Annotated in this window: 28 protein-coding genes, 2 tRNA genes and 1 other RNA gene; 10 read left to right on the forward strand and 21 right to left on the reverse strand. The window is 60.1% G+C overall.

Annotated elements, in window-relative coordinates; genetic code table 11:
- Window positions 1-99: 99 nt before the first annotated feature.
- A tRNA-Gly gene (locus tag DTQ13_RS03380) sits at window positions 100-174 on the reverse strand.
- 38 nt (window positions 175-212) lie between these two features.
- Window positions 213-287 (reverse strand) — tRNA-Gly (locus DTQ13_RS03385).
- 175 nt (window positions 288-462) lie between these two features.
- Here DTQ13_RS03385 and DTQ13_RS03390 point away from each other — a divergent pair.
- The 3 genes from DTQ13_RS03390 (at window position 463) to DTQ13_RS03400 (ending at window position 2425) form a co-directional block, all read left to right on the forward strand.
- Window positions 463-1383 carry a tetratricopeptide repeat protein gene (locus tag DTQ13_RS03390; protein WP_248461094.1) on the forward strand — a complete coding sequence of 307 codons (921 nt, stop codon included), beginning with the start codon at window positions 463-465 and terminating at the stop codon, window positions 1381-1383.
- Between the two features lie 89 nt (window positions 1384-1472).
- Window positions 1473-2150: an LON peptidase substrate-binding domain-containing protein gene (locus DTQ13_RS03395; RefSeq protein WP_043558892.1), complete on the forward strand. Its 678-nt coding sequence runs from the start codon at window positions 1473-1475 to the stop codon at window positions 2148-2150.
- A gap of 92 nt (window positions 2151-2242) precedes the next feature.
- A complete protein-coding gene (locus tag DTQ13_RS03400; RefSeq protein ID WP_043558894.1) occupies window positions 2243-2425 on the forward strand; it encodes a Trm112 family protein in 183 nt (60 codons plus the stop codon).
- 29 nt (window positions 2426-2454) lie between these two features.
- Here the strand turns inward: DTQ13_RS03400 and DTQ13_RS03405 are convergent, their stop codons facing one another.
- Window positions 2455-2829, reverse strand: coding sequence for a hypothetical protein (locus DTQ13_RS03405; protein WP_248461096.1), 375 nt, complete (start codon window positions 2827-2829; stop codon window positions 2455-2457).
- Window positions 2830-2892: 63 nt separating this feature from the next.
- Here DTQ13_RS03405 and DTQ13_RS03410 point away from each other — a divergent pair, with 63 nt between their 5' ends.
- The gene (locus DTQ13_RS03410; RefSeq protein WP_043558901.1) at window positions 2893-3555 is read left to right on the forward strand and encodes a tyrosine-protein phosphatase; all 663 of its coding nucleotides are present in this window, start codon (window positions 2893-2895) and stop codon (window positions 3553-3555) included.
- Between the two features lie 21 nt (window positions 3556-3576).
- Here the strand turns inward: DTQ13_RS03410 and DTQ13_RS03415 are convergent, their stop codons facing one another.
- The 9 genes from DTQ13_RS03415 to DTQ13_RS03455 all read right to left on the reverse strand — a co-directional run bounded on the left by DTQ13_RS03415 (window position 3577) and on the right by DTQ13_RS03455 (window position 10563).
- Window positions 3577-4044, reverse strand: coding sequence for a helix-turn-helix domain-containing protein (locus DTQ13_RS03415; protein WP_248461217.1), 468 nt, complete (start codon window positions 4042-4044; stop codon window positions 3577-3579).
- Window positions 4045-4135: 91 nt separating this feature from the next.
- The gene (gene lnt / locus DTQ13_RS03420) at window positions 4136-5671 is read right to left on the reverse strand and encodes an apolipoprotein N-acyltransferase (RefSeq protein ID WP_248461097.1); all 1536 of its coding nucleotides are present in this window, start codon (window positions 5669-5671) and stop codon (window positions 4136-4138) included.
- 12 nt (window positions 5672-5683) lie between these two features.
- Complete coding sequence (locus tag DTQ13_RS03425; protein ID WP_193599755.1) at window positions 5684-6514, reverse strand: GNAT family N-acetyltransferase; 831 nt, start codon at window positions 6512-6514, stop codon at window positions 5684-5686.
- A gap of 128 nt (window positions 6515-6642) precedes the next feature.
- Window positions 6643-7170: a Fur family transcriptional regulator gene (locus DTQ13_RS03430; RefSeq protein WP_043558908.1), complete on the reverse strand. Its 528-nt coding sequence runs from the start codon at window positions 7168-7170 to the stop codon at window positions 6643-6645.
- A gap of 120 nt (window positions 7171-7290) precedes the next feature.
- Complete coding sequence (locus DTQ13_RS03435; protein ID WP_043558914.1) at window positions 7291-7710, reverse strand: MucR family transcriptional regulator; 420 nt, start codon at window positions 7708-7710, stop codon at window positions 7291-7293.
- 464 nt (window positions 7711-8174) lie between these two features.
- Complete coding sequence (gene rimI, locus DTQ13_RS03440; protein WP_248461098.1) at window positions 8175-8681, reverse strand: ribosomal protein S18-alanine N-acetyltransferase; 507 nt, start codon at window positions 8679-8681, stop codon at window positions 8175-8177.
- Complete coding sequence (gene tsaB / locus DTQ13_RS03445; RefSeq protein ID WP_248461218.1) at window positions 8681-9367, reverse strand: tRNA (adenosine(37)-N6)-threonylcarbamoyltransferase complex dimerization subunit type 1 TsaB; 687 nt, start codon at window positions 9365-9367, stop codon at window positions 8681-8683. Before tsaB ends, rimI begins: the two co-directional genes overlap by 1 nt.
- Window positions 9367-9993: a malonic semialdehyde reductase gene (locus DTQ13_RS03450; protein WP_248461099.1), complete on the reverse strand. Its 627-nt coding sequence runs from the start codon at window positions 9991-9993 to the stop codon at window positions 9367-9369. Before DTQ13_RS03450 ends, tsaB begins: the two co-directional genes overlap by 1 nt.
- Before the next feature lie 6 nt (window positions 9994-9999).
- Complete coding sequence (locus tag DTQ13_RS03455; protein WP_043559316.1) at window positions 10000-10563, reverse strand: NifU family protein; 564 nt, start codon at window positions 10561-10563, stop codon at window positions 10000-10002.
- A gap of 182 nt (window positions 10564-10745) precedes the next feature.
- On the opposite strand from DTQ13_RS03455, the gene fbaA reads away from it, so the two are divergent.
- On the forward strand, window positions 10746-11864 hold the full coding sequence (fbaA, locus tag DTQ13_RS03460) for a class II fructose-bisphosphate aldolase (protein ID WP_227449725.1): 1119 nt from the start codon (window positions 10746-10748) through the stop codon (window positions 11862-11864).
- Between the two features lie 12 nt (window positions 11865-11876).
- On the opposite strand, the gene DTQ13_RS03465 is transcribed toward fbaA, so the two are convergent.
- Together DTQ13_RS03465 and thyX are read right to left on the reverse strand one after the other, a co-directional pair.
- Window positions 11877-12179, reverse strand: coding sequence for a hypothetical protein (locus tag DTQ13_RS03465; RefSeq protein ID WP_043558918.1), 303 nt, complete (start codon window positions 12177-12179; stop codon window positions 11877-11879).
- A gap of 3 nt (window positions 12180-12182) precedes the next feature.
- The gene (gene thyX, locus DTQ13_RS03470) at window positions 12183-13088 is read right to left on the reverse strand and encodes an FAD-dependent thymidylate synthase (RefSeq protein ID WP_248461100.1); all 906 of its coding nucleotides are present in this window, start codon (window positions 13086-13088) and stop codon (window positions 12183-12185) included.
- A 143-nt stretch (window positions 13089-13231) separates the two neighbouring features.
- On the opposite strand from thyX, the gene ssrA reads away from it, so the two are divergent.
- The 3 genes from ssrA to DTQ13_RS03485 all read left to right on the forward strand — a co-directional run bounded on the left by ssrA (window position 13232) and on the right by DTQ13_RS03485 (window position 15478).
- Window positions 13232-13555: a transfer-messenger RNA gene (gene ssrA, locus DTQ13_RS03475) on the forward strand.
- 135 nt (window positions 13556-13690) lie between these two features.
- Entirely contained in the window at window positions 13691-14344 is a 654-nt protein-coding gene (locus DTQ13_RS03480; RefSeq protein ID WP_052348957.1) for an SspB family protein, read from the forward strand.
- 15 nt (window positions 14345-14359) lie between these two features.
- Window positions 14360-15478, forward strand: coding sequence for an AbrB family transcriptional regulator (locus DTQ13_RS03485; protein WP_248461101.1), 1119 nt, complete (start codon window positions 14360-14362; stop codon window positions 15476-15478).
- A gap of 113 nt (window positions 15479-15591) precedes the next feature.
- Here DTQ13_RS03485 and DTQ13_RS03490 read toward each other — a convergent pair whose 3' ends face one another.
- Window positions 15592-16449 (reverse strand): hypothetical protein, encoded by an 858-nt coding sequence (locus DTQ13_RS03490; RefSeq protein WP_248461102.1) that lies wholly within the window; start codon window positions 16447-16449, stop codon window positions 15592-15594.
- A gap of 71 nt (window positions 16450-16520) precedes the next feature.
- Window positions 16521-16739 (reverse strand): hypothetical protein, encoded by a 219-nt coding sequence (locus DTQ13_RS03495; RefSeq protein ID WP_043558926.1) that lies wholly within the window; start codon window positions 16737-16739, stop codon window positions 16521-16523.
- 256 nt (window positions 16740-16995) lie between these two features.
- Between DTQ13_RS03495 and DTQ13_RS03500 the strand changes: the two genes are divergently transcribed.
- Together DTQ13_RS03500 and DTQ13_RS03505 are read left to right on the forward strand one after the other, a co-directional pair.
- Window positions 16996-18201: a transglycosylase SLT domain-containing protein gene (locus DTQ13_RS03500; protein WP_052348959.1), complete on the forward strand. Its 1206-nt coding sequence runs from the start codon at window positions 16996-16998 to the stop codon at window positions 18199-18201.
- 25 nt (window positions 18202-18226) lie between these two features.
- Complete coding sequence (locus DTQ13_RS03505) at window positions 18227-18784, forward strand: DUF1643 domain-containing protein (RefSeq protein WP_043558930.1); 558 nt, start codon at window positions 18227-18229, stop codon at window positions 18782-18784.
- Window positions 18785-18842: 58 nt separating this feature from the next.
- Here DTQ13_RS03505 and dld read toward each other — a convergent pair whose 3' ends face one another.
- The 5 genes from dld to ileS all read right to left on the reverse strand — a co-directional run bounded on the left by dld (window position 18843) and on the right by ileS (window position 26805).
- Window positions 18843-20558 carry a D-lactate dehydrogenase gene (dld, locus tag DTQ13_RS03510; protein ID WP_248461103.1) on the reverse strand — a complete coding sequence of 572 codons (1716 nt, stop codon included), beginning with the start codon at window positions 20556-20558 and terminating at the stop codon, window positions 18843-18845.
- Between the two features lie 171 nt (window positions 20559-20729).
- Complete coding sequence (gene mutL / locus DTQ13_RS03515; protein ID WP_248461105.1) at window positions 20730-22622, reverse strand: DNA mismatch repair endonuclease MutL; 1893 nt, start codon at window positions 22620-22622, stop codon at window positions 20730-20732.
- Window positions 22623-22689: 67 nt separating this feature from the next.
- On the reverse strand, window positions 22690-23247 hold the full coding sequence (locus DTQ13_RS03520; protein WP_373364572.1) for a DUF3035 domain-containing protein: 558 nt from the start codon (window positions 23245-23247) through the stop codon (window positions 22690-22692).
- A gap of 55 nt (window positions 23248-23302) precedes the next feature.
- Window positions 23303-23839 (reverse strand): signal peptidase II, encoded by a 537-nt coding sequence (lspA, locus tag DTQ13_RS03525; protein WP_154981032.1) that lies wholly within the window; start codon window positions 23837-23839, stop codon window positions 23303-23305.
- A complete protein-coding gene (ileS, locus tag DTQ13_RS03530; protein ID WP_248461106.1) occupies window positions 23836-26805 on the reverse strand; it encodes an isoleucine--tRNA ligase in 2970 nt (989 codons plus the stop codon). Before ileS ends, lspA begins: the two co-directional genes overlap by 4 nt.
- Between the last annotated feature and the right edge of the window lie 17 nt (window positions 26806-26822).

Genomic DNA, 26822 nt, shown 5'->3' on the forward strand with positions numbered 1-26822 from the left:
GACTGTCCGTTTTTTATGTCCATTCAGCAGGACCGGGAAAAACGGCAGACACAAAAAAACCACCTCACCCGATCCGGCAAAGTGGCTCTTCCGTCTTTCTGGAGCGGGCGAAGGGATTCGAACCCTCGACCCCAACCTTGGCAAGGTTGTGCTCTACCCCTGAGCTACGCCCGCATCACATTGTCACCAGCAGCTCTCCAGACCCTGAAATCTGGAGCGGGCGAAGGGATTCGAACCCTCGACCCCAACCTTGGCAAGGTTGTGCTCTACCCCTGAGCTACGCCCGCACGCTGTCGGTGGGAGGCTTATGCCTCAAAGAAGCTCCCGACGCAATCCCCCCCAACACATTTTTATTTTCCTTTTTTGAAGGTTCTGCCCCCCTTGCCTCCATGCCCTGTGGAAACAATTTTAACTGGAGCGATTGTGACAGACTCCACCGCCAGCTGACAGAGGTTGCCGACCATGACAGAAGCCCTTTTCCCCTCCAGCAGCCCCTCCCGAACCATGGAGGTGGACCAGTCAAACTTCATGGAACAGGTTGTCGAGGCCAGCAGGAACACGCCGGTTCTTGTGGAGTTCTGGGCGGCCTCATCCGCTTCCTGCAAAAAGCTCTCCCCCGTGCTGGAAAAACTCGTCCAGACCACGGAAGGCCGGGTGAAGCTGGTACGGCTGGATGTAACCGCCAACCGGCCGCTGGTCAGCCAGCTGGTGCAGATGGGCCTGCCCATACAGTCCATCCCGGTAGTGGTTGCCTTCTGGCAGGGGCAGGTACGGGACCTCCTGCAAGGTGTACAGCCGGAAAGCGGTATCCGGGCCTTCATTGAACAGCTCCTGAAGGACAGCGGGCAGGCCATGCCCGTTGCCGAACAGCTGAAAATGGCTGACTCCGCCCTCAAAGAAAGTGAGCTGGCTGAGGCCACCAACCTCTACGCCGCCGTGCTGGAAAGTGAACCGGAGCATCCGGCAGGGTGGGCTGGGCTGATCCGCTGCATGATCGCCATGGATGACCCGGAAGGCGCAGAAGAAGCAGCCTCCCAGATTCCCGAATCCATTGGCGGGGAGCCCCTGATCACCAGCGCCCTGAGCAGCCTGAAACTCTATCAGGAAGGCCGGGATAGTGCCGGAAGGATCGATGAAATCCGCCAGAAACTGGAGCAGTCCCCTGACGATGCTGCCCTTCAGACAGAGCTGGCCAAAGCACTGAATGGCACGGGCCAGCGGGAGGAAGCGGCCCAGCGCCTGCTGGACATCATAGCCCGGGACAGGGAAGGAGCCGGACAGGCTGCCAGGGCCGAACTTCTGAAATTTTTTGAAGCCTGGGGCATGGCAGACCCCGCCACCCTGGCGGCACGGCGCAAACTGTCCTCCCTGTTATTCTCATGACCGGATGATCCGGCACAGACACGACCATATGCAGGGAAATGGTCCATCCATGATGCAGTCCCTGCCTGCCCCGCTGGAGGAGACGCCCCATGCCTGATGCCCACCACCCTGCCCATGACACACCCTGCGGCTCCAGACGCCGGATCCCCGTCCTGACAGACATGACACTGGCGGACCTGCCACCCCGAATCGGTCTGCTGCCTCTGGGCAGCACGATTCTTCTGCCACAGGGGCAGCTTCCCCTGACCATCTTTGAACCCCGCTACCTGACCCTTCTGGAAGACTGCCTCGCCCAGCATCGGCTCATCGGCATCATCCAGCCCTCCGAGACGGCCCGTTACGGCGACATGGCCCCTCCACTGGAGCATGTCGGCACCATAGGGCGGGTAACCTCCTTCATGGAGCAGGAAAGCGGGCAGTTCTTCATCACCCTTACAGGGGTCTGCCGCTTCCGCCTGCTACAGGACAGGCTGACTGACAGGGGCTGGCGGGAAGGGCGCATCAATGCCATGCCTTTCTCCCACGACCTGCTGGAGAACCCTTCCCTGAATCTCGACCGTGAAGATCTTTCCATCGTCCTGAAAAACTATGGCGAGCGCCATGCCATGGCCATCAACTGGGAAAATCTGAAGAAACTGGACGACAACACCCTGCTGACGATGCTGCCCATGCTGCTCCCCTTCTCCGCCGGGGTGAAACAGAAACTGCTGGAATGCCCGGACACGACGGAACGGGCCAGCCACCTTCTGGACGAACTGTCCCGCTAGGCGATGAGCATGCCATCATGTAAGGCTGGTTCCCTGTCTCAGGGTGCTTTCAGGTACCCTTCGCCCCCAACCGCATGGACTGAAAAATCATCATGACCCACACCTCTCCATCCCCAGAACTGCTGGCCCGCCTCGTCTGCCCCGTCACGAAAGGCCCCGTACATTACGACCCGGCCAGCAACAGCATCATCAGTCCCCGGGCCGGACTGGCCTTTCCCGTACGGGATGGCATCCCCGTCATGCTGCCGGAACAGGCCACGAAACTGGAGGACTGATTCCTACCTGTCCCTGACGGATCGCCAATCTATTTCTGCCTAGGTGCAGGAGCCCCGTAAGACGCCTCGGTATGGGTCTGTGCAGGGAAATGCGGCAGATCATCACCACCAGCGCTGCCACCTTCAGCCGTATGAACAGTCCGACCGGAAATTTCATCTGGCGTGGGCTGTATGGCCTGCACCATGGGCACCATCCCGCCTGAATAAGGCGGCATGGGATGATGAAGCTCCCGGAACGGTTTTCTGGGATAGGCCTCCGTCATGTCCGCTTTGGGCAGGTGCCGGACAGGGGCATCTTCTTCTTCCGTCGCACAGCCTGCCATCAGGGTACAGCCCAGCAGACAGGGCCACAGGACCCGGCATACCGGACGGACAGACAGGACAGGGAGAAAAGGCAGCCTCATGACCTTCACCCTATAGCACTTCTGCCCAATTGACGAAGACCCACAGGCGTGAAAAGAACAGGCATGTTCAAAGGTACCCTTTCCACCCCTGCACGGCGGCTGCGCGCCTGGCATGACGCCCTGTTTGTGGACCATGCCATCTTCCGGCTGGTCTGGACAAATCTGGCCCCTGTCGTGCCGGGACGTGTCTGGCGCAGCAACCATCCCACACCGGGCCGACTGCACCGCTGGCGCAGGACATTGGGGCTTGTCATGGTCATCAACCTGCGGGGACACCGGCAATGTGGTGCCGATGCCCTGGGGCGGGAGGCCTGCCAGAGACTGGACCTCCCCTATCTCGACATGGCCTTCGAGAGCCGCAATGCCCCCCACAAGGACCGTATTCTCCGCTTCCATGAGCTCTATGAAAAAGCCCGGTTCCCCCTGCTGCTACATTGCAAGTCCGGAGCGGACAGGGCCGGGCTTGCCAGCGGACTGGTGATCCTCTTTGAAGGTGGAACGGCCGAAAATGCCCTGAAGCATCTGCACTGGCGCTTCCTGCATTTCCGTCGGTCCCGCACGGGAATTCTGGATGCCTTTTTCCAGCTCTACCAGAAAACGGCAGAAGGTCGTCTGCCTTTCATCGACTGGGTGAAACAGGAATATGACGAAGAAGCGCTACGGAACGCCTACAGGGCCGGGCGCTTCAGCGCCTTTCTCAACGATGCCATCCTGCGGCGAGAGTAGCCCTCTCCGCTTCCACCCCCCTCATCTGGACCGTCTGGCCACATCCCGGATGAAATTCATGAGCTGCTGACGGATCTTCTCCTCCCGGATACTGTAATAGGCCTGTGCCAGTTCCATTGTTTCCGGCAACATGAGCAGCTCTATACCGCTCCCATTTTTCTCCTGGGGGGCCTCAGCCATTTTCTCCCCGCCCCCATCATCCTGCTGGAAGGGAGCCTGTTCTTCCTGAAGATTCCCCGGTCCTGCTGCGGGACTGGCGAAACCATCCAGCTCGTCAAAAAAGAAACCTACCGGCACTTCAAGAACCTGGGCCAGCTCGTACAGACGACCCGCCCCGACGCGGTTTGCCCCACGCTCATATTTCTGAACCTGCTGAAAAGTGATACCAAGTGCCTTGGCCAGTTTTTCCTGTGAAAATTTCCGCAGCCCCCGAAGAAGCCGGATACGTTTGCCAACATGTGCATCGACAAACGACGCTAGTTCTGTCATCAATCACGAACCTCAATAAAAATCAGGTCAAAAGGTTTCTACTCTTCATCGATAGTGGTTAACAATAAATTATATTTTCAATTTTTTCAGGCTACACCGATCTGCCCTTTTCATAAAACCACCGCCCGACGAGAGCGGCCCCCACAAACAGCAGAGACATCAGCGCCGGTATCCAGCGCCCCAGCAAAGCAAAAAATGTTTTTGCTTCCGGTCCCGGAAGAGGGCGTACAAGCACCTGTTCCCTGCCCCATTCCGTTCGCCCAACTTCCCTGCCACGGGCATCATAAATGGCAGACACACCACGGTTATTGACAAAAACAACCGGCAACCCTTCTTCCACGGCACGCAGCCGCCCTGTTGCCAGATGCTGCCTCGGCCCGGCACTGTTGCCATACCAGGCATCGTTGGAGATCGTCAGCAGCCAGTCTGGCCGCTGCCCCGGTGCCACAACACCACCAGAAAACACGATCTCATAACAGACCATGGGACCGACACGACCAACCTGTGGCAGGTTCCAGGTTATCAACCCCGGGCCCGGCACCACCTCGGCCGGCAGCAGGTGGAAGGGCAGTATCCAGGGGTCATATTCTCCAAACGGAACCAGACGGCTTTTGTCATAAATGGCCTCTATGTGTCCATCTGGGGCCAGAGCCATCAGGCTATTGTACCAGCGATCCACACCGGCGGCACGCCTGTCCGACCCGAGCAATACCGGTGCCCCGGAGGCAGCGGCGGCAATGGCCTGCCTTGCCCAGCCTTCCTCCTCCAGAAGACCGGGGAAAGCAGATTCCGGCCAGACGACAACAGCCGGGCGTCCCGGCACTAGGCGCTGCGCATCTCTCACGCCCTGCGCTGTCAGCTCCAGATAAGACCGGAACTGTGAAACCGCATCATCCCGCCCCAGCACCTCATATTCTGTCACGTTGCCCTGCACAACCACGACAGCCGGATTGACATGCCCCGGCAGAACGGCCTCATGCCCAGCACGCCATGCCCCCCAGCCACACCAGAGACCTGCACAGGCGACCACGGCCAGCAGCCCCCGCCGTCCCTGCCATACGGCCAGTGAAGCCAGCACCAGCAGAAGCGTCAGCCCATCCACACCGATCAGGGCCGCTGGCTGAATGAGCCAATCCCCCAGCCATCCTGGGACTTCCAGCGCACTGCCCAGAGGATTCCAGGGGAAACCGGAAAAATAGAAAACCCGGGCCATGTCGGCCAACGTCCAGCTCCCGGCGAACATCGCCACACGTGGCCAGCCCGGCGGTACGGAGCGACAGAGCAGGGCCGGAACCATCACGAGAGGTGCAATGAGCAGCGCAACACCAGGCGCTGCAAAAGGCACCACCCACCAGAACTCATGCACCCGGGTCAGGATTGCATTGGTCAGCCAGTAAAGACCCGCCGTATGATACCCCATCCCGAAAAGGAATCCCCACAGGGCAGCCTGACGGTGCCCCGGTGCGGCACAGACAGCCTTGTAGAACAGCCCCAATGCCAAAGGCAGAATCGGAAAAAAACAGAGCGGTGGCAGAGCCAACGCTGCCACCGCCCCCAGAACCAACATGAAGACGGCGCCGCGCCACCCTCCCTGCTGTGGAAGGGAGCACAATGCCTTCACCACCATGGAAATCCCTTGTTAATCCAGCGCGTCCTTCAGACGACGCTCATAATGACGGTAATATTTGTCAGCCAGCAGCTCACTCTTGACGAGCACAGCCACATCCGTGGTGTTGAACTGTTCATCCACCACGGCACCATCACCAACATACCCACCAAGACGCAGATACCCCTTGATGAGGGGTGGCAGCTTGCTGAGGCAGGTGCGGCGGTCCAGCGTGGCAGGGTCTGTCCGGCACATGCTGACATAGCGCTCTGGCAGGGCCCGAACCCGCAGGGCGGGCGGCGCCAGATGGTTGTGATACAGCCATGTCAGCTCATCACTCATCATATCCGGTGATGTCCCATGCAGGCTGGCACAGCCAAACAGCACGTCAATCCTGTGCAGGAAGATATAGGAGGCTATGCCCCGCCAGAGCAGCTGCATGGCCGCACGACCACGGTAATCCCGTGCCACACAGGACCGCCCGACCTCCAGAAGGCGACCGGGGAAATCTGTCAGACAGGAAATATCATACTCATCCGCCGTATAGAAACGGCCACCTTCCCCCAGCGAATCGGAACGCAGCAGACGATACGTCCCCACCACGCTGTCTGCACCACCACCACGGGCATGGTCCACCACAAGAAGGTGATCTGCAATCTCGTCGAAGCGGTCAGAATCCAGACGGGTCCGCAGGGCCTCCTCACTGGGATGAGCCCCCATCTCGTCAAAGAACACACGATAACGCAGGGCCTGTGCCGCACGGATCTCTTCTTCCGTCGTGGCAAGCCTGACACCCAAGCTGCCGCCACGCAGTTCCTGAAAACCGCCTTCACGGTTCAGGGCAAGAGTCGCCAGGGTATCCATCTGCCGCTGCGTTTTCTCGCTGCTGATGAATCCCCCCGCCTCCGGCTGCTCTGCATTACAGGAAGGGATGCATGCATCCCCAATGGTATCTGACGGCCTCTTCCCGGTCATACGAAATCAGTCACTCCTTATGCCCGGCCTGTTGGACTGGACCTGTTCCCATCCTCGGGAGCGGCATCTTTCTTCTTTTCGGGTGCCGTACGCCGTCCGAAAAGCTCCGCCCGGTGAGACATGAGATCAAACCCCAGTTCCGCAGCAATTTTTGCCAGCAGGCCGACCAGTTCATCATTCTCGAATTCGATGACGTTACCACTATCAATATCAATCAAATGATAATGATGCCCATTTTCACTGGCTTCGTAGCGGGCACGGCCCCCGCCAAAATCCCGGCGTTCCAGAATTCCTTTTTCTTCCAGCAGGCGGACTGTCCGATAAACGGTAGCAACGGAAATGCGGCTGTCCAGTTCCGAAGCACGGCGGTACAGCTCCTCCACATCCGGATGATCCTCCGCCTCCGAAAGGACACGGGCAATCACCCGCCGCTGTCCGGTCATCTTCAGACCATGCTTGACGCAGAGACGTGCAATGGGCGAATCACCCACAGTATCCCCGGACGCAGCACCCTCGCGCCCCATTTTTTTTGTGCTCATCACCATACTGATGATCTATCCGATTATGATACGGTTTGTCCAATCCACATCATAATACGAAACGCACCTCCTCCATCATGCAGACTCAACCGGGTCTGTCCTGAGAAACAGGACAGACCATCCTGATTACCCCTCGCTCCCTTCACGGCGACGGCCAAGGCCGATGCGCCGTGCAAGGGAAGAACGATGATTGGCATAGTTGGGAGCAACCATCGGATATTCCGGCGGCAGCCCCCAACGCTCACGATATTCCTGCGGTGTCATGTTGTAGGCTGTCTTGAGGTGACGACGCAGCAGCTTCAGCTTTTTACCGTCTTCCAGGCAAATGATATAATCGGGGAAGACCGACTTGCGGGGCGGTACGGCCGGTACCGGTTTTTCGGGCTCTGCCTCCACGGCAACACCGGCCCCTGCAAGGGCACCGTGCACCGAACGGACAAGGTCCGGCAGAGTTTCGGCAGCAACATCATGACTGCTCACATACGCCGTGACGATCTGTGCTGTCAGCTGACGCAGGGCCTGTGTTTCTGTCTCAGACGACGACATAAAAAACCTATCTCCCAAGAAATTTAGTTCGACCTATAACGGATTGTAGAAAAAGACAACAAGAAAAACCGTTTCTATAATAGTAAACACTTGTTGATAAGATAAGAAAATCCACAACATAGACAGAAATTCTTACAAAATCACGACGTTACATAAGAGAACTTCTCCCTTCCGCCTGCGCCCAAATAGCACCATTTCTCACAGGGAAATACAGGCGCCCTACAAAGATCACGCTGTTTTATAAGGAATATTCATCATGAATGACATGACAAGTCTTATAGAAGGCTGTTACATGGAGCAGACAAGGAAAGACGTTACAAGAACATAACAGCTGCAAGATCATGTACATGATGACCTGCCATTACAGGCATACCACACAGCCTGACCGACCCTTGTTCAACAGCTATTCCAGCATTACACGGCCCATACGTCGTGCCATGCAAAAGAAGACAAGGTATGACCTGTCAGGGCGACCACCTCAAAAGACGGGCATCCTCACCATCGTCGTAATAACGACGCCGCACCGCTATCTGCTGAAAGCCGCACCGCCCATACAAGGCAAAAGCGGCTTCATTACTGAGCCGCACTTCCAGAAACAGGGTGGCTGCCTCCTGTCGGGCCCGATTGATGAGATGGGAGAGCAACCGATGCGCCAGCCCCTGCCGCTGCCATTGTGGATGCACCCCCAGAGACAGGACCTCACCTTCATCCAGCACATGACGGCTGATGATGAAACCCACAGGAACATCACTCACGCAAGCCAGCCAGGCCTCCACACCCGGCAGGGCCAGAATCTGCCCGCAGGCTGCCTCATCCCAAGGGTCACGTCCCGAAAAGGCCGCATGATGCAGGGCCGACACGACACGGGCTGCCTCTGGCCCCACAGCCACCAGCTCAGGCCCCTGCACGTCCGACCGGACCTCCCTCTGGCCATCATGATCCACCCTGTCCGGACAGCCCGTGCCAGACATCACTGCGGTGCCGGTCTCAGACCACCTGCCGGGGGTTTTGCCTCCGGGGGGTCCACATAAAGGGGTTCAAGCGGGTAGGCCTCGACCGTCCTATCATCCAGACTCTGGCAGGCGGCCCTGAAAATGCCTTCCGCCGTCGGAGCGGCATGAGGCAGGCGGACCACGTTATTCCCCAGAACACCACAGCCTGTCTGGCCACTCAGCTCCGGCAAGGCATCATCCCCATGGACGGCATCACCTGCCACGACCGGCCAGCTCCCCGGCTGAATCTCGCCTACCGGCAGGGCACAGGCCTCCCGCCCCGGCGCATCCACAAAAACCCGCCCCCGACGGGCAAGGCACAGGATAGTGGCCTCATCATGCTTCATGGTCGCCCGCAGTGCATCACCCAGCCGAACACCTACGCCCCGACAGGACCATCCCCGGACCAACCCGGCAGCAAGGGAAAGAGACGCTCTCAACCCCGTAAAAGAGCCCGGGCCAACCACAGCCACCACCATCTCCGGTGGTTCTTTCCAACCGGTCCGGGCCAACATGGCCTGCACGGCCGGAGCAAAACGTTCCGAAGCACCACGCCCGGACAGAACCTGTTCATCCACCACCTGGCCATGTTCCAGCAGGGCGATCAGATTGCTCTGCCCCCGTCCGGCTCCCGCCCCGTTCATGACGAGACACCGCCCCGGCATCACAGCCACAGGCAGACTTCCTCATAAGGCAGGCGGGGCGCCCGGGGAGAAGATGCTTCCCCCCCGGGATAACCCAGTGCAACGAGGAAATTGGCCCGCCAGCCCTGCTTGCGGAAACATTCCTCCTCCACCATCACGGCATCAAAGCCGGACATGGGCCGCACAGCCAGCCCCAGCGAACGGGCTGCCATGATAAGATAGGCCCCCTGAAGGGTACCGTTGCGAAACGCCGTCTCGTCACTCAGCCCGACATCAGCCGCATACCAGTCCCGCAGGCCGGGCATGGGGTTGAGAGTCTCGAATTTCTCGAAAAACAGGGGATCATACCCGACAACAACCAGCACCGGCGCCGTCATGGCCATCTCCACATTGCCCAGAGACAGGGCAGGCCGGATTTTCTGCCGGGCCTCTTCCGTCTTCAGGAAAGCGAAGCGGGCCGGTGAACAGTTGCCCGATGTTGGCCCCATCCTGAGCAGATCGTAAAGACGATGCAGGACATCATCACCCACTGGCCGGTCAGAAAAACAGTCTGCCGTGCGGCAGCGTGTAAAAAGCTCCTCGGCCAGAACAGGGCTGGAGACCTCTCCTTCTGCCGGTTGCCCCTCCGGGGCTGGTGATGATGTCATCAGCTTTTACTCCTCTACAGGTTCAACCGCCGTCACCTCCGGGATGTAGTGACGGAGCATGTTCTCCACACCGTGCCGCAATGTAGCCTTGGAAGACGGACAGCCAGAGCAGGCGCCCTGCATGCTCAGATAGACGACACCTTCCCGATAACCACGGAAGACTATGTCCCCCCCATCGCTGGCCACGGCCGGACGGACCCGTGTATCCAGAAGCTCCTTCACCCGGGCCACGATCTCGCTGTCCTCGGGAAAGATGTCAGCCTCCGGGGCAGCGATGTCTTCTGCAAGGGCTGGCTTCCCGCTTTTGAAGAAATCTGTCAGGGCCACCAGCACCTGCGGACGCAGTGCATCCCAGTCGGCTCCATCATCCTTCGTGACAGAAACAAAATCACTTCCCAGGAAGACACGCTTCACCTCGGCCATGCCAAAAAGAACATCTGCCAGAGCAGAACGCCCCGCCACGACCCCGGCCTCTGCAAAATCGACAGGGGACCGGTCGCCCGTCACGTCACGACCCGGCAAAAATTTCAGTGTCGCCGGGTTGGGAGTATCTTCAGTTTCAATCATCATAAGATCATTCTGTGTCATGAACGCCTCTCTTATCAGATACCCGATGGAATGAGCACCCTCTAACGCAACTCTACCACTTTTGGACCTTTATAGTCCTATTTGCAGACAGTATGTATATCAGACTGGCAGAATAGGCTACCTCTGCCACGTTCCCCCTTCTCCAGCTCCACCCAAGAGGATCCATGACACCCCCCTCCACCGCACTCCCTGCCAACAGCATGTCGGCCATTCCGCCGGGTGTGGCCACTGGCGGTGCATACCGTACCCTGCTCCGGGCCTGCCAGATGGGGGGCTATGCCCTTCCGGCTGTCAATGTCAGCAGTTCATCCACTGCCAATGCAGCTCTTGCCGCAGCACGGGCCAACAGGGCTGACATCATCATCCAGATTTCCGCCGGAGGGGCCCGCTTCTACGCTGGCCAGTCCCTGCCGGATGAGCAGCAGGCCCGGATTCTGGGGGCTGTGGCTCTGGCACGGCATGTCCATCTTCTGGCCCGCCATTACGGGGTAGCTGTCATCCTCCATACGGACCACGCCAACCGTCCCCTGCTGGGCTGGATTGACGGGCTCGTGGAAGAAAGCCGCCGCCACCACGAACAGACAGGCCAACCCCTGTTCTCCTCCCACATGCTCGACCTCTCGACAGAACCGGTCGCCGACAACATCGCCACGGCAGCGACCCTGATGAAAAAACTGTCCCCTCTGGGAATCGGCCTTGAGATCGAACTGGGAATCACGGGGGGAGAAGAAGACGGCATTGGCAACGAGCTGCATGGCACCGGACCGGCTGACCATCCCTCCCTCTATACAAGTCCGGAAGATGTTCTGACCGCATGGAAGACCCTGTCCCCTCTGGGGATGCTTTCCATCGCTGCCTCATTCGGGAATGTTCACGGGGTCTACGCCCCCGGCAATGTCCGCCTCCGCCCGGACATACTCCGCAGGTCCCAGGCTCTCGTGGCCGAGCGGCTCCAGACGGGCCCCAATCCTGTTCCTCTGGTCTTCCATGGCGGGTCTGGATCGGATGAAGACGCCATAAAACAGGCTGTCAGCTTCGGGGTCTTCAAATTCAACATCGATACAGACACCCAGTTCGCCTACGCACAAGGTGTGGCCCGTTACATGCAGGAACATGAAGAAGCCTTCGCCCATCAGGTCTCACCCGTAACGGGGCGGCCACTGAAAAAACAGTACGACATCCGTACCTGGATGAAGGCCGGAGAGGACAGTTTCATCCAACGGCTGACAGACAGTTTCCGCGTACTCGGGGCTCAGGGGCGCAGCACTGCCCGCCAGCCCTGACCGTCCGCTCCATCAGCGGGCAGATGGAACCGCAGCCGGTTTCTGACAGGAAACCGTCTCCACCGCCCCTTGCCCACAAACCGGCAGGGGGCCATGCCGCCCCGGCAGGGGCCAGAAAATCTCAATACCCAGAGAGACAAGCATGAGCAGGGCTGCCAGCAGCACCCATGGCAGAAAACGTGGCCTGTGACCCAGAAGAGGCGGGATACCCGTCTCCCGCTGGAACCGGCGCCCTTCCTCCAGCAAAGCCGCTGAATCCGGGACAGGACCAGCAGGCCGGTCTTCCTCTTCAGGGAAAAGGTCAGAGCCGGACACGTCTCAGCCCTCCAGAACAGCCTGCATCTCTGTCCACTCCCGCTTCGTCAGGCCGGATGTTTCCTGCGTGACACTCTCCCCGGCAAGGCGGCGGCGCAGCACCTTCAGCATCCCGGCAGAGAAGCTGTAAGCTCCGAGGCGATAATCCTCAAAAGCCTGTGCCGTATGCGGTACCCACGCCTTGAGAATCTCGATCATCTTCTGGGCATAGACACGGATTTCATACTGGGCATGTGGGTCGGACCGCAGCGCCAGAAAATGCATCAGATTATGGAGGTCAATCTTCCAGTACCACTGCGTGTAGGTGTTGAGTGTCAGATTGATGCGGGCCAGTTCCCGGGCCACACCCAGCCCCTCCGGGTCGAGCAGCTGCTCATAGTCGCCATAACATTGCAGGGCATCCCGCTGGAGAATGGACAGCACCTCTGTCGCTGTCTCTGCGCTGAGGGTCTCGCCCCGCCCCTGATTGTTGACCTTGCTCTGCGCAGCAATCTGCGTGGCATCGGGCAGATAGAACTCCCTGTCCAGTACGGAATACCGGGCAGAATATTCATTCACGCTGGCCATGCGGTGACGAATCCACTGCCGGGCGACAAAAAGTGGCAGTTTCACGTGAAACTTGATCTCGCACATTTCAAACGGTGTGGAGTGACGATGCCGCATCAGATAGCGGATGAGCCCGGCATCTTCCGACGTCTTCCGTGTCCCTTTGCCGTAGGACACACGGGCCGCCTGCACGACAGCCGAATCATCCCCCATATAGTCCACGACACGGATGAAACCATGATCCAGCAGCGGGAAAGGCTCAAAAAGAAGTGCCTCCATGGCCGGAACGGTCGGCCGCACCGTCTGGTTGGGGGCGGCACGCACGGCCTCTATTTCGGAACGCTGCTCGTCTGTCAGGGCCATGACTTCTCTCCCGCTCATCTGGCTGTGCCGGGCTATTATCCACGGAGGTGGATCAGCACGGCCATCCACCTCCCCCAGCTACTGAATGTAACCATAACGGTGACAGATGTAACCGCCCAGATGGCAGAAGGGAAGGCCCGTTTCACCTTGCCATACCGGACATAACTGCCTATATTCGTCCCTGCCGGAGGCTTCGGCCTTGGCTATGGCGATAAACGGTAGATGGAATAAGTGTTGTGGACCCGGGGGCAGTGCCCGGCGTCTCCACCATCAGCCTTCCGGGCTGGCGCTATGGGGACGAAACAGGCTCGACACGCATGGTAAAGATCTACTTTTTGCCCGGTATTGTTCCGCCGTCATCGGGCTGACTTTACAAGTGCCAACGATAACTCTGAGGTGCTCGCTGTTGCTGCATAAGCGATAAGCGCGGTCCGGGGGGTGCACCGGGCAACAGAAGCCCCCCCACCTGTTTCTTTTCTGAAACACCATCCCACGATAAAAGGTCGGGCCGGAAAATATGCAACCCGGCCCCTTGCGATTTCATGCCGCCTGTCGCACACCTGAGGTAACTTCCCAGATGCAACAGGTGATGGTGCTGTTCCATGAGTGATGATACCAACGGCTCCGACGGGCTCGGCCCCTCCATGCCAGCCAGCCTCCTCCCTTATGACCGCTGGATGGAGGATGCCCAGCGTATCGTCATGATCAAGGCGCTGGACCATGTCAGCGAACATGGCCTCCCTGGTGACCATCATTTCTACATGACATTCCGTACCGACATGCCGGGAGTGGACATCCCCTCCCGCCTCAAGGATCGCTACCCGGAAGAAATGACCATCGTCCTGCAACACCAGTTCCAGAACCTGACGGTGGACCATGACACCCGGACCTTCTCTGTCGGGCTGTCCTTTGGCGGCATCCCCAGCACCCTGCACATCCCTCTGGGAGCGGTCACGGCCTTTGCGGACCCTCACATCCATCTCGTCATGCATTTCACGCCCCAGCAGCACATGGCAGATGCCGACACTCCGACAGACCCTGACCTCCACGGAGGGGACAAGGGCGGTCTGGCCGAGGTCCACACCTTCCACCCCTCGGCAGACGAACCGAAGGCACATGCCGGAACCAGTGCAGGCCATGACGGTGACTCCCATGACCAGGAAAATGAGGGGGCGAAGGTTGTCAGTCTGGCAGCCTTCCGCAAGAAACCCTCAGGCAATGATCCCTCTGGAACCCCTGATGACAGGGACCGCTGAGCAGGGACCGGGCGTGTGACCCTGTCCTCCCTCTCCTGGCGCTCCCATGGGTCACGATGGGCAGAGCTGGTATTTTTTTCTGCCGTGATTTCCGGCCTCTTCATGCTGCTGCATCTGACAGCGGGCATGATGCTGGGCCCCATGGCGGCCGGCATCATCCTGTCGATCAGGAACCGTGGCGTCACCATCAAACCCGTTTTCTTTACCATGGCACAGGCCATACTGGCCTGTGTGGTCGTCAACAGCCTGACAGGCTCTGTCCTCTACCACATCATGTCCCACTGGGTACTGGTTCTTTTCAGTGTCCTCTCCGTCATCCTTGTCAGTTTTTCCACGGGGGCCTGTCTGGCCTGGTTCGGGGTCATGCCGGGGACGACGGCCCTCTGGGGCACATCACCGGGCGCAGCCTCCACCATGGTCATGCTCTGCGGGTCTTTCGGAGCTGATACAAGGCTGACAGCCTTCATGCTCTATTTCAGGGTCATCATGGTTGCCGTTGCCACGTCCCTGATTTCATGGATCGTCATACGCACGGGCCACGCCACTCCCACGCCCGCACCAATGCGAGGCAACCTGCTACCTACACTGCTGCTTGTCACCATCAGTACGGTCATCGGCCTCAGGCTGCGTTCACCAGCGGCAACACTTCTGCTGACCATTCTGACAGGTGCCACAGCCCAGCTGAGTGGCCTGTTCCAGATCAGCGCCCCTTTCTGGATCCGCATCCCGGCCTATCTGACCATCGGCTGGTCCATCGGGCTGCGTTTCACCGCACCCGTCCTGCGTTATGCACTCCGCTCCATCCCAGCGGTCGCCCTCTCCTCCATGACACTCATTGCCAGCTGCGCCCTGCTGGCCCTGCCGGTAGCCCATTTCGCCCGGATTGACCTCCTCAGTGCCTACCTGGCCACAAGCCCGGGCGGGCTGGACACCATCATCGTCATCAGCGCCAACGTCCCGATTGCCCTGCCCTTCATCATTGCCATGCAGACAGCCCGGATGCTCGCCATCATCACGCTCGGGCCAGCCATTGCCCGTCCCCTTGGGCGATGGCTGGAACGCCATACCAGCCGCACGGCCGCCATGCCTGAGCAGATGGAGCAGCTGCCCCGCTCCCCTCCCACAAGCAAGTAACCCCGGGAGAGGGCACGGCCACGCCGCCTGCTGGCATGACGGCAAAGAAAAACCCTCCACGAAGGAGGGCTTTTCCATATTCCAGCACTGCCTGAATGGGTTGAACCCCCATTCTATCTCAGAGCATCAAACTCACTGACTGCGTCCGCCTGGTAAGACCGGCGGGCCTTTTCGAGATACTCTTCCCACTTCGGAACGTAATAGCCGTACCCAGCCGGATTCTGGAAGAACCAGTGACGCCAGGCATGGAAGACATGATCATGCTCACGATAGGCCGGATCATTCAGCAGATGCCGCGCAGCAGGTGGCTTGGCCGCATGAAAATGGACGATGGTAGCGTTGTCATCCACCCCCCAGTAAGGCTTCCAGTTGAAGCGGGCGGAAAGTGGGCTCCACTGTGCATTGTAGAAAATACGCAGCAGCTCCTGATCATACCCAGCCACATGGTCCAGATTATCGCACAGGAAATCCACCATCGCTGGCAGGTCACGGCGCATGCGCTCAAGGTTCATCACCATGACCCCCGAGTTCATGTCCACGTAGTAATCCTGCTTGCCGAACTGCCCGCAAGCCGCAAAGATTTCCGGCGTGCAGAACTCGACCTGCGGGTCCTTCAGGAACATCACGTCACAGTCGGTGTACAGGACGTACTGGTCATCCCGCTCCAGCAGGGGCAGCTCCAGCCGCATGAAGGCACCAGCCGCCGTAAAAATGTAATTGGGCCATTCCGGTTTGAGGCGACGCTGGGCCTCCAGCAGGCGGTCATAGAAATGCAGACGGTGAAAAATGACATTCACCCCGGCAGCCCGCATCTCCCGCGTGAAGTCACATTCGTTTCCATCAAACACCATGTGCGGGATCAGCGTCGTATTCTCACGGGCCGACTGTACGGCAGCCCGGATACAATCGATAAAACCATGATCAGGGTCGTTGGACAGTGTCTTCTCTGTAATCGCAAAAAACCACTTCATCCCTCAACGCTCCCTGACACCCAGTCTCTCAGAATCATATGATCATTCATTCGCCATGCCCCACTGACACGTCACCAGTTCCGGGAAATCAGCCAGAACTCTTCGGACGTCAGCGTCACCGTCCCCTGTCCTGCCGTATCTGCGGCGGCTCTGGCAAGAGCATGTATACGCTCGATCAGGATCGTTTTACGCTGATGCGCCTCAGAGGTCTCCCTCTCACCGGCCAGCGTCTGCAGGGCCAGCTCGGCAGCACGGGCAACACGGCCTGCATCCAGCGCAGCGTAAGACATGATCTCGTCCTTCAATTCCTACCAATAAAACCATTCCCCCGCCTCGGGCAGGTACAGAACGGAGCAGCTCCCGCTGCCAGCCAATATAATCCCCTCTACAGTAGTCCCGTTTCCTTCCTTTTTTCAATCCCCTACCTTCCATTAAACCTCTTTTATAACGTGATCTTTACTTATAAAAACCAGGCTCCTCTCTGCCCTCCATCATTTCCATGATAGGGAGAGGAAGCTCACGCATGTCCCTGTTCAGGAAGCCCCCATGATACGCACTGCCCCGTCCTCTACCCTGCGTATGGTCCGCCTCTGCCTTGCCCTGCTCCTCCCTGCCCTTCTGGCAGCCTGCGCCACACGTCCCAGCGGCAACAGCCCGACCATGCCCGTGCTGGAGGAACAGGCAGACTATCAGGCCCATGCCCGCTCGCACTACACACCGCCCGGCCCGCCTGAAGACCCCTGGGGACCTTACATCAATGAAGCATCAAACCGTTTCGATGTGCCTGCTGAATGGATCAGGGCCGTCATGCATCAGGAATCAGGGGGGCATCTGTATGACCGTTATGGCAACTTCATCACCTCCACGCCCGGCGCCATGGGGCTGATGCAGATCATGCCACCCGCCTATGACGACCTGCGGACCCAGTACAATCTGGGACCTGACCCCTACGACCCGCACGACAACATTCTCGCCGGAACAGCCTATATCCGCCAGATGTATGAAATATACGGCTCTCCCGGCTTTCTGGCTGCCTATAATTATGGCCCGGGCAGTCTGGACCACTACCTCCGCCAGAACAGGGCCCTCCCACGGGAGACACGCAATTATGTGGCGGCCATTGCCCCCAAGATCATGGGCATCTGGCCGCATCAGCGCTCCCGCAATGACCTCATCGTGGCCCGCCATGACAGGACGGCGCAGGGGCCCGCCCGCATGGATACGGCTACACCTCTGGATGGTGGTGGGAGCTATGACGAAACCACCACGGCCGGACAGGCTGTCCAAACAGCCGAAACACAGGATATCCGGGCCGCATGGGCCGCCCGCGGTTTTTCCTCCCCTCAGCCGCAGCCAGCAGCTCCCATCGCCCGGCCCCATTCGCCTCCACCACGCTCCTTTCCGCCAGAACCACAGAGAAATACGCTGCGCATCCAGTCCATTCCCCTGGCTGATGCCCCAGCCAGACGGAGGGGAGCGACAGACATGCTGGCCGAATCAACCCATGACTGGGCCATCCAGCTGGGGAGCTATGCTGGTGAAAAACAGGCCCTCATGGTTGCCACACAGCTACGCCCCCGCATTACCCCCATTGCCGGCGGGGCCTCCGTCCATGTCATGCCCGTTCGTACGGCCAGAGGTACACTCTACCGGGCCCGGCTCATCAACCTGACGCACAGCCAGGCTACCGGGGCGTGCAGGCATCTGCGGGGGACCATAGACTGCCTGACAATTCCCCCCAACGCTCCCTGACCATCATCGGAGGAACACACGGGACATGCCGCACACACCACACCATGTCGGCACGGCCAGGCCACTCCGGCTCGCTGATGATGTCACCAGCACGGCCCTCTATGCCGGGCCGGGTGACTGTTACCGCTATACGCTCAGGCGTATCTGGAATGAGACAGGGCCCCTCATCATGTGGATCATGATGAATCCCTCTGTCGCCACGGAATATGGAGATGACCGTTCCGTGGCCAAATGCCAGCGTTACAGTCGGCAATGGGGTTATGGCGGCATGTTCGTGGGCAACAGCTTCGCCTATCGCTGCACGGACCAGAAACGCCTTCTCGAAGTTGCCGACCCCGTCGGCCCGGAGACCGACCACTACCTGCTGGACATGGCTGGACAGGCTGAACTCATCGTGCTGGCCTACGGCACCCCGCAGGCCAAGGAGCTGCGCTACCGGGGACCTGAGGTGGCACGGCTGCTGCTCCGGGCTGGTCACAAGGTCACGGCCCTGCGGCTGAGCCGCAAAGGCCATCGCCCCGAACACCCGCTCTATCTCCCGGCGGACCTTACACCCGTCCCCCTGACGGCAGACGATTTCTGATCCACCTCCCACCACGCAGACAGGGCTTTCCCGCAAGGGGAGGCCCGCCCATCTGGCTTCAGACGCTTTCTGCGACCCAATTTTTCTTCTTTGTCTGACGGCCAATGCCGGGATTCAAACAGTTGCAAGGATCGAGCGAGCGGTAATGGGCGGCCATGCTCTGCGGAGCATGATAGAGGTGCCCCACATTATGCTCGGCCGGATAACGGGCTCCCCGTTTGTCCAGTATTGGCCACATCATGGTCGTCTCAACTTCCATGGGGTCTACACCAGGCCTGACAACATAATCCTGATGCATGACATGGCAGAGGAAGTGCCCGTAATAGAGCTTCAGCAGCAGCTGGTCGTCCACCTCCGGCGGAAGACGCTCCTGCCACTCCCAGTCATTGCGGCGCAGAGCGACATCCAGTGCCATCATGCCGCCCGTCTTCCTGCCATGAACAGCCACATACCGGTTTGCTGCCCCCGCCGCCGCAAACCGGTGCAGAAAAGCCAGCGTCCCCTCCTGCGCCGTACACTCAAAGAAGGCACCCTCCACCTCCTGCCCTTCGGTAAAGAAGCTCTCCAGCCATGGGCGGACCTGCCGGGCCAGCGTGCCAGATACACGCAGCATGAGGTGATGGTCATATGTCTCGTGATAGGCCCTCATGCGGGCTGGCACCTGCGAGGGCAGGAACCGGCTGCCAGACTGCATGAGCAGGTCGCTCAGCCCGTCCGGTACCCATGAGAAACGCCGGGCGAAGGCATCCACACGAGCCTTCAGACGGAACATGAGCGGCAGATGTTTTGTTCCCAGAAAACGGATCAGCGCCACGGTATCCCGCCCGTATTCATCCGCAATGGCAAAAGCATCCCGATGCATGTATTCACCCGCAACGGGCAGCTCCTCAAACGCCGTCAGAAGATGCCGCCGGACCTTTTCCAACGTATCGGTCCGGTTGGTGCCAAGATAGAAGACGGCCGTATCCTTCGCTGCCGGGAAGGTATCCAGCCGCACGGCAAAGACGATCAGCTTTCCCGCATTACCGGATGCCTCGAACAGACGGCCCAGGTCCGCATTGTAACGCCCCGGGGATGCCTCATCGACCTGGCGGATACGGTTGACGTAATCATCATCATGGGCCTTTCTCGTGCCCGACCAGTCCACATCATCCGGGCTGTAACGACCATGTTCCAGCGCATCCAGCACGGATTCTGCCACAGCTTCATCCGGGAAGCGGATGCCCAGATGATTGACCAGATTCAGCCTGCCCTCGGCATCCACCTGTCCATAGAGGGCCATTTCCGTATAAGCCGGACCACGCTGCACCAGAGCCCCGCCCGAGTTGTTGCTCACCCCCCCGAGGACAGAAGCCCCGATACAGGATGACCCGATGACCGAATGGGGTTCCCGCCCCAGCGGAGCCAGTTTTTCTTCCAGCTCGTAAAGATCCGCCCCCGGCAGGCAGACAACCTGTCGGCCTTCTCCCAGAAGCTGGATACCTTTCAGCCTGCGTGTGCTGATGAGAATGATCGGCCTGTCATAATCGTTGCCATCCGGTGTGGAGCCGCCCGTCAGCCCTGTATTGGCGGCCTGCATGAGAATGATGCGCCCTGATTCCACCGCCAGCTTCGAGACACGCCACAGCTCAACCAGAGAGCCGGGAATAACGACGGCTTCCACCCGGCCATCACCAAACCGGAACCCCTTGCGGTACCCGTAGGTCGCACTTTCCGAGGTCAGGACATATCTGGTGCCAACAACAGATTTCAACTCGCCAACAAGATCGACCATTCCATCCTCTTTCCGCCCCTTTCCTTCAAGATCAACTCCGGGAAGGAAAGGGCACATCCATGAAACAAGATGTGACATTACCTCTTTCAATGCGATGAAAACCATAGAAAGGCCCTTTGGGCCCCCCTGTTTTCCTGTCAAAGAAATGTGAAATGCCTTTCGGCACCAGTATTACCTGGTCCGCCCGAAAAGTTTCTCCAGCCCGTCCTTGTCCAGCTTCAACCATGTCGGACGGCCATGAGGGCAGGTATTGGCCCGGGGATGCTGCTCCATGCCCCGCAACAGAGCATCCATTTCCTCCTGCTTGAGAATACGGCCGGCACGGATGCTGCCATGACAGGCCATCCGGGCCATGATGGCTTCAAACCGCCCATCCAGACTGTCTGTCTGCCGGGCTGGCAGGTCAGGCATCTGCACGAGTTCATCCGCCACATCCCGCAGGAGTCCCGCCACGTCACTACCGCTCAATGGGGCGGGCAGACTGCGGACCAGAACGCTCCCACTGCCAAAAGATTCTATCTCCAGACCAAAACGGGCCAGCTCCTCCGCACATCGTGACAGCGCCTCGGCCGCCCCATGCGGCAGATCAACCACCTCCGGCATCAGAAGGGCCTGCGCCTGCACGGCCCCTTCAGCAAAACGGGCACGCAGGCGCTCATGGGTCAGACGCTCATGGGCAGCATGCTGGTCTGTCAGGATCAGGTCACCATCCGGGGCAATCGAGAGAATATAGGTGGCATGAATCTGCCCGATCGGCACACCAAGTGGCTGCTCCGGCTGTCTGCCACCAACAGACGGATGAGGCACCTCCTCCCCTCCGCCATCTTCCACCTGCGCAACCCGGCCCGACGTCACATAACCCTGCTGCGGCTCTGCAAGGCCGGGAGCAGACTGCCGCTCCATCACGGCAGACGAAGCAAAACGGCGAACGGACGTCCCCAGACCAAGATCGGCCGGAGGAACAGCCCGGGCGCCCGTATGATCATATGAATAGGACGTACCCGGCACGTTCTGCCCAATGGAAGCCGCCCGGCGGCCAATGATGCCAAGATCGGCCTGTATGCCTCCACCGTCCCCGGCGCTACGGGCCAACGCACGCCCCACAGCCCCGATGACAAAAGCTCTCACCTCGGCCTCATCCGCAAACCGCAGCTCTGTCTTGGCAGGATGGACATTCACATCCACACGATCAAGCGGAAGGCGCAGATGCAGCAGGAGAACAGGGAAACGCCCTTTCTCGATCACGGGCCGATAGGCCACCCGTATGGCAGTCCGCAGGATGGGGTCCATCACAGGGCGATTATTGACCAGCATGAACTGGCCGCTGCCTGTCCGCCTGGTTTCACCCGGACCACAGATATACCCGCCCAGCCGCATGGGGCCACGCTGCTCATCAACCGTCAGAAGGCCATCTTCGGGCACTTCAAGAATGCTGGCCACACGGGCACGGACATCCTGCGGCGGCAGATTGAATATCTCCCGCCCATCCATGACGAAACTGATGGCACAATCCGGCGCACTCAACGCCACACGCCGCATGACGGCTTCAGCGTGATTGCCTTCCACTCTGGCTGTCTTGAGAAATTTGCGGCGAGCCGGTGTCGCAAAGAACAGGTCCCGCACCACAACACGGGTCCCCACAGAACCAGCAGAAGGCACCGGCCCGCTGACAACACCCCCCTGCACGGAAAGCTCCCAGGCCGTTTCAGCCGTTTCTGTCCGTGATGTCAGGAAAAGGCGGGCACTGGCCCCGATGGATGGCAGCGCCTCCCCCCGAAACCCCAGTGTTTTTATGGCCGTCAGGTCATCATCCGGCAATTTGGAGGTACAGTGCCGCTCCACCGCCAGGGGCAGCTCCTCGGCTTCCATCCCCCGGCCATTATCCCGGACATCAATCAGCTCACAGCCGCCCCCCCGCAGGGTGACCTCAAGACGGGTCGCCCCGGCATCCAGCGCATTTTCCACCAGTTCCTTGAGCGCCGCCGCCGGGCGCTCCACCACCTCACCAGCGGCAATAAGATCCACAACATGGCTGGAAAGACGGCGGATGACAGGCCTCATCATGACTTCTCCTCAGACAGGAGGCAGAACAGGACGGAACACCAACCGCAAAAGGAGAGCCTGGAAGCTCTTATTTGCCACCCTTCCGCAGGGTCGGCGTGGCGCCTTCAGCAAAGCTCTGCCCCAGGGCCGCATTCTTCTGGATGCGGCGATTTTCCGCTTCGCCATCCACGACATTGCCAGCCCGGCCACCCCGCCAGAAAAGAAGACTGTCCACAAATCCAGCATCAGCATCGCCAAGTTCGGCATTGTTCGGACCACGGGCCGCCGATGTGGCCCGCTGGACAAGGGCCTCCTGCCCGACGCTCTCCGTCCCCTCATTGGGGTGAAGAGCGACATCCGGGGCCAGCGTCTCCAGCGCCTGCATACGGGGACTTTCATCCGGGCGGTTGGCACTGGCTGCCCCCGGAAGGGCCAGTTTCTCCGAGGGTGGCATGGAGAGTGGCGCACGGGTCGTCACGGCGTATTCATCCGGCAGGCTGCGCTGAAGGCCGAAGCCACGCGCCACATCACTGCCGGAGCACCCAGCCAACGCCAGCCCGAACGTGGCCAGAGCACCCAACCGGACTCCGTGACGTATAACTGAAGGAGCAAAAAGCCGCATGACAGGTTCCCGCACTGCACTCACAAAAAGATGCCCAATCCTATAGGGCCTGCCTGCAATGGGCAAGCCGGTTGTCACTTCAGCCATTCCGGCTCCGCCGCTCCGCCAGAAAGGAGTCCAGCAGCCACAGGCCAACACCACAGACAATGCCAGAATCCGCAATGTTGAAAACATACCAGGACCATCCCCCGACATGAAAATGCAGGAAATCCACTACAGCCCCGTAATGAAGACGGTCTATCACATTGCCAATGGCGCCCCCAATGATCCCGCCGCAGGCAAGACTGACCAGCCGACGACGTGACCGCAGAAGAACGACCAGAAGCCCCAACACTGCCAGCAGGGAGATAGCAATGAACAGCCAGCGTCCGTGCCCGCCGAACATGCCGAACGTCACGGCGTGATTCCATACCATCGTGAAGCTGAAGCAGGGCATGACATCCATGGTCCCCCGTGCCGGCAGGTTCAGCCCGTAGAGAATCCATGCCTTGCTCGCCTGGTCCACGAACAGGACAGCAAGAGCCGTTACCAACCCGACCAGCCGCCACCGTGGCGACCCCGGTACAGGGGCCGGGGATGCGCCGCTCCCTGTACCTTCAGCCCGGGCCGACCTCATGCACTCACCGCACCAAAACAGCGCAGGCAGAGATGGCTGTGGTCCTCATTCTGCCCGACATCAGGCAGGACACGCCAGCAACGGGCACATTTCTGCCCGTCCGCACGGCTGACCCTCACCTCATCCTCGGCCTGACCCGGCTGCACATGGACCTCGGACGCCAGGCAAAGCTCCGCCCAGTCGATCCCTTCGGACACGACCTGCTCATCGGCCGTCAGGGGCAGATGGACCTGGGCCTCCAGCGAGGAGCCGATCAACCCTTCCCGACGGGCGACTTCCAGAGCCGTGGTGACACGGCGGCGGACCTGACGCAGGGTCTCCCACCGTCCGGCCAGTTCAGGATCATGCCAGCCTTCTTCCGGCACGAAGAAGCGCTCCAGATGCACGCTGCCTTCCTGCCCGAAACGGGCCTGCCACGACTCTTCCGCCGTGAAGACCAGAGCCGGGGCCAGCCACGTCGTCAGGGCACGGTGCAGCACGTCCAGCACGGTGCGGGCCGCCCGGCGTGCATGGGAGTCCGTTGGATCGCAATAGAGGACGTCCTTGCGGATGTCGAAATAGAAGGCCGACAGCTCATTGTTGCAGAAATTGTGCAGCAGCGGATAGACGCCGTTCCACTGATGGGTCTTCACCGCCTCCTGCACACGCTGGTACAGCTCGTACAGACGGTGCAGAATGTACTGCTCCAGCAGCGGCAGGGCCTTGCGGGCCTTCACCGTTGCCTTGTGGCGGAGGGCACGGGCCGCCTCGTCCGGGACCAGCCTGTCCAGCATCACGTCCACCGGGGCGGACACGTCATCCCAGCCCAGCGGCAGGGCCTCGGCCTGCGTGAAGCCATCCAGTGCCCCCAACAGCCAGCGCAGCGTGTTCCGCACACGGCGGTACAGCTCGCCCTGCTGCTTGAGAATCTCCTGACTGATACGGAGGTCCTCATTGGTATCAGAGTTCAGGACCCACAGGCGCAGCACGTCCGCACCCAGCGTCTTCGTCACGTCATCAGGCACGATGGTGTTGCCGAGGGACTTGGACATCTTGCGCCCCTGCCCGTCCAGCACGAACCCGTTCGTCACGACCGTCCTGTAGGACGCCACGCCTTCAGCCCCCACACTTTCCAGCAGGGAGGACTGGAACCAGCCGCGATGCTGGTCGGAGCCTTCCAGATACAGGTCAGCCGGGTAGTTCACGCCCTCCTGATGCAGGACGAAACGGTGGCTGCATCCGCTCTCGAACCAGACGTCAACAATGTCGAAAACCTGATCATAGTCTTCCGGATTGCGGCCTTCACCGAGATAGACGGCAGGGTCCGTGTCATACCAGGCATCCGCCCCACGCTCCCGGAAGCTCTGCACGATGCGGGACATCACATCGGCATCCCGCAGCACCTCACCGGTGCGTTTCTCCACGAACACGGCGATCGGCACGCCCCAGGACCGCTGGCGGGAGATGCACCAGTCCGGCCGCTGCTCGATCATGCTCGTCAGGCGGCGGCGGGAGCTGGCCGGTACGAAGCTGATGTCATCAAGGGCCTTCAGGGCACGCTCACGCAGGCCGGGGCCACCCTCATCCCCTTCACGGGGCTCCATGGCGATGAACCACTGCGGCGTGGCCCGGAAAATCACCGGCTTCTTGGACCGCCACGAATGGGGATAGGAATGGACGATCTCCGCCCGGGCCATAAGGCCACGGGCCGGGGCACCGTCCTGCCGGGCCTGATCCCGCACCTGTGTCAGCAGATCACATACGGGCTGCGTGGCCTTGAAGACATGAACACCCCCAAGCTCCGGCATCCAGTCCACATAGGTTCCGTTGTCGCAGACCTCTTCCGTCACTTCCACGCCGTGGGCACGGCAGAGCATGAAGTCGTCATGACCATGCGCCGGGGCCATGTGCACCAGACCGGTACCGGCATCCGTCGTGACGAAATCACCAAGCAGCAGCGGCACGTCATAATCAAACCCACGCCCCCGCAGCGGATGGGCGAACACGGCTCCTTCCAGCGCACGGCCGGGAAGGGTGTGAAGGACCTCATGCCCGGTAACGCCTGCGCCGGAGAGGAAGTCTTCCAGACGGTCCACGGCCACGATCAGCTTTGCCCCGACCGGCACGAGGCTGTCCTCGGCCACGCCGGTGACATGGATGACCGTGTAGGTGATATCCGGCCCGGCAGCGAGTGCCCGGTTGACGGGGATCGTCCACGGGGTCGTGGTCCAGATCACGGCCGAGGCACCGGAGAGCAGCTGCTCTTCCGTCGGGTCCTTCACATTGGGGAAAGCCACGAACAGGGTCGTGGAGGTGATGTCGTGATATTCGACTTCCGCCTCGGCCAGGGCCGTCTTCTCGACCGGACTCCACATCACGGGGCGCAACCCACGATAGAGACGGCCATTGAGAAGGAACTTGCCGATTTCCTCGGCAATCTGCGCCTCGGAGGCGAAGTCCATCGTCACGTAGCGGTTGTCCCACTCCGCCTGGATGCCCAGACGTTTGAAGTCCTCCCGCTGGGCCTCCACCCACTTTGCGGCATATTCCCGACATTCCGCACGGAACTGGAGAACCGGCACGGCATCCTTGTCCTTGCCCTTCCGGCGATATTCCTCCTCGACCTTCCACTCGATCGGCAGGCCGTGGCAGTCCCATCCCGGCATGTAGCGCACCTGCGCCCCATTCATGCGCTGGGCACGGTTGATGACGTCCTTCATCACCTTGTTGAGGGCATGGCCGATATGGATATGCCCGTTGGCATAGGGCGGGCCATCATGCAGCGTGAAGATGCTGTCCGCCCGACGCCCGGCCTCCGCTATCTGGCCATCCAGCCCCGCCTCCGCCCAATGGGCCAGCATGTCCGGCTCCCGCTTTGGCAGGTTGCCCCGCATGGGGAAAGATGTCTTGGGCAGGAAGACCGTTCCCCGGTAACGCTCCTGCTGCTCACGGAAAACGGTATCGGTCTTTTCTACAGGCTCAGACATGGAATAGGTGCGCCAGC

Source organism: Parasaccharibacter sp. TMW 2.1888 (genome assembly GCF_023167265.1).
GTDB classification, from domain to species: domain Bacteria; phylum Pseudomonadota; class Alphaproteobacteria; order Acetobacterales; family Acetobacteraceae; genus Bombella; species Bombella apis.